Consider the following 2,550-nt stretch of genomic DNA (forward strand, 5'->3'; position numbering starts at 1 on the left):
GTGGTCGGTGGCGCGACCGGCGCGATCGCCGGCGCCACGGCGGCCGCGCGACCGGGTTATTACCTCGCGCAAGGCAACTGCTACTATCGCTATCCGTCCGGGCAATACGTGCAGGCCGATCCGCGCGCCTGCTACTGATTCAGCAGCAGAACCAAAGCGGTTTCAAGAAGCTGGGGCGCAACCCGCGCTCCAGCTTTTTGCTTGCGACCAGGCTGGTCCAGGCGCCGTCCACCGTGTGGCGGCGTCGCCACTTTTCGTACCCCGCCAACTGGCTCGATCGGATCGAGCCTGGTCGCTTCTGCGAGGGGTGAGAAGCGCGGCGGCGGCCGGGACCACAGCTCGGACCGGATCACCTGCGCGCCGACTTGCAGCCCCTGGTGCTTGATCACGGCGTTCCGCGCCGTTGATTTGCGTCAACCGATCACTGCGCTCCGGCTGCTAACCGATGAGGGTTGCAGGTCGAGAGTGCAGGGATAACGCTATGCCAAAGCGGCTTGGACGGACGCTCGGAATCGCGCTCGTCGCCATTCTGGGCGGCGCGGGTTACGCCTACGCCAACTGGGGCGCCATCGCACAACGATTTGGCGTGCGGCAAGCAATGCCGACCATCATGGTTTCCGGCAACATCGAGGCGCATCAGAGCGTGCTCGGCTTCAAGACCGTGCAGTCGGAGATCGTCGAGCTTCCGTTCAACGAGGGCCAATGGGTCAAGGCGGGGACGCTCCTGGCCCGGCTGGACAACGACGACTACGCCCAGCAGGCCCGGGTCGCCGCATCCACCCTCGAAGTCCAGCAGCGCCAGCTTGCCGCGGCGGAGCAGAATCTGGATGCCGTCGGGCGAACCGTCGAAGGCGACGCCGCCGACCTCGAATTCAGAAAGGCCGAATACGATCGCGCCGACACGCTGATGAAAAAGGGCGCCGGGACCGTGGAGCTCCGCGATCAGACCTACATGGCGCTGCGCCAATCCAACGCCGGCTATGAGCGCGATCAGGCGCTGCAGCGGGCCGCGCAGCGGCAGGTCGAGCTTGCCCACGCCAATATCGAGAACGCGACACAGAGTCTCAAACTGGCGCAGATCGTGCTCGACCACACGACCCTGCGGGCGCCGTTCGACGGCGTCATCACGGTGCGGCAGGCCGAGCTCGGCGAGATCATGGTGCCGGGAACGCCGGTCATCACGCTGGCCGATCTCGACCACATCTGGCTGCGGGCCTACATCAACGAATCCGATATCGGCAAGATCCGGCTCGATCAGCAGGCCAAGGTGACGACCGACACCTATCCCGGCAAGGTCTACAACGGCCGCGTGTCGTTCATTTCGGCCAATGCCGAGTTCACGCCGAAGAGCGTCGAGACCCATGCCGAGCGCGTCACGCTGGTCTATCGGATCAAGATCGACATCGACAATCCCTCTCATGAACTGGTCGCCGGCATGCCGGCGGACGCCATCCTCGAAGCGCTTCCGCCGGCGACCCAGTGATGAATCCAAGTCAAGCCATCGTGCCAACCGCCGCGCCAGCCGTCATATCGGTCAATGAACTGACCAAGCGCTTTGGCGACGCGACGGCGGTCAACGCGATGAGCTTTGAGGTGACGCGCGGCGAGATCTTCGGTCTGGTCGGGCCGGATGGCTGCGGCAAGACCACCACGATGCGGATGCTGGCCGGTGTGATGCGGCCCGACGCCGGCGGCATTTCGGTCGATGGCGTCGACGTGCTGTGCGACCCCGAAGCGGTCAAGCTGCATCTCAGCTACATGCCGCAACGGTTTGGTCTCTATGAAGATCTCACCGTCGACGAGAATATCCGCTTCTACGCCGATCTGTTCGAAATCCCGGCAAGCGCCCGCGCGGAGCGCTCGCAGCGCCTGCTGGCGGCCTCGGGAATGGAGCAGTTCCGCAAATTCCGCGCCGGTCAACTCTCCGGCGGCATGAAGCAGAAGCTCGGCCTGACCTGCGCGCTGGTGCATACCCCGAAGGTGCTGCTGCTCGACGAGCCGACCACCGGCGTCGACCCGCTGTCGCGGCGCGACTTCTGGCGCATTCTCTACGGGCTGCGCGAGGAGGGCGTCACCATCGTGATTTCGACGGCCTATCTCGACGAGGCCGAGCGCTGCAATCGCTTGGTGCTGCTGCAGGACGGCCGCGCGCGCTATTGCGATACGCCGCAAGCGCTGAAACGACGCATGCCCGGAGCGCTGGTGTCGATCATGTCGCCCAGCGGCCGCGCGGCGCGCGATGCGATCAGCGGCTGCGACGGCGTCAGCCACGTGCTGCTGGTCGGCGACGGCGTGCATGCCATGGTCGACGATGCGGACCGGCGCATCCCCGAACTGCGCGAAGCGCTGGCCGCGGCCGCGGTGCCTTACACCGAGGCCGAGGTGGTGGAGCCGAGCATCGAGGACCTGTTCGTGGCGCTGCTCGACGATGGAGCGCGGTCGTGACCGGCGCTACCGAACGGGCCGACCAGATCGTCGCCGAGAATCTGGTCAAGCGGTTCGGCGCCTTCGTCGCGGTCGACGACATCAGTTTTCGCATCAAGCGCGGCG

General features: G+C 65.8%; 3 protein-coding genes. 2 read left to right on the forward strand and 1 reads right to left on the reverse strand.

Translation table 11 applies throughout. The features are described from left to right. Positions 1–131: 131 nt before the first annotated feature. Positions 132–389, reverse strand: coding sequence for a hypothetical protein (locus tag WCB02_RS21275; protein WP_423961135.1), 258 nt, complete (start codon positions 387–389; stop codon positions 132–134). Between the two features lie 92 nt (positions 390–481). On the opposite strand from WCB02_RS21275, the gene WCB02_RS21280 reads away from it, so the two are divergent. Then, positions 482–1,483, forward strand: a complete 1,002-nt coding sequence (locus tag WCB02_RS21280) for an HlyD family secretion protein (protein WP_423961138.1) — start codon at positions 482–484, stop codon at positions 1,481–1,483. Beyond that, positions 1,483–2,445 carry an ABC transporter ATP-binding protein gene (locus WCB02_RS21285; protein WP_423961140.1) on the forward strand — a complete coding sequence of 321 codons (963 nt, stop codon included), beginning with the start codon at positions 1,483–1,485 and terminating at the stop codon, positions 2,443–2,445. The genes WCB02_RS21280 and WCB02_RS21285 overlap by 1 nt, the downstream gene beginning before the upstream one ends. Positions 2,446–2,550: the final 105 nt, after the last annotated feature.

Source organism: Bradyrhizobium sp., from assembly GCF_049581145.1.
Classification (GTDB): Bacteria; Pseudomonadota; Alphaproteobacteria; order Rhizobiales; family Xanthobacteraceae; genus Bradyrhizobium.

Excerpts from the sequence above, each read along its gene's own strand:
- WCB02_RS21280 (WP_423961138.1), top strand. The coding sequence starts at position 482 with ATGCCAAAGCGGCTTGGACGGACGCTCGGAATCGCGCTCGTCGCCATT.
- WCB02_RS21285 (WP_423961140.1), top strand. The coding sequence starts at position 1,483 with ATGAATCCAAGTCAAGCCATCGTGCCAACCGCCGCGCCAGCCGTCATA.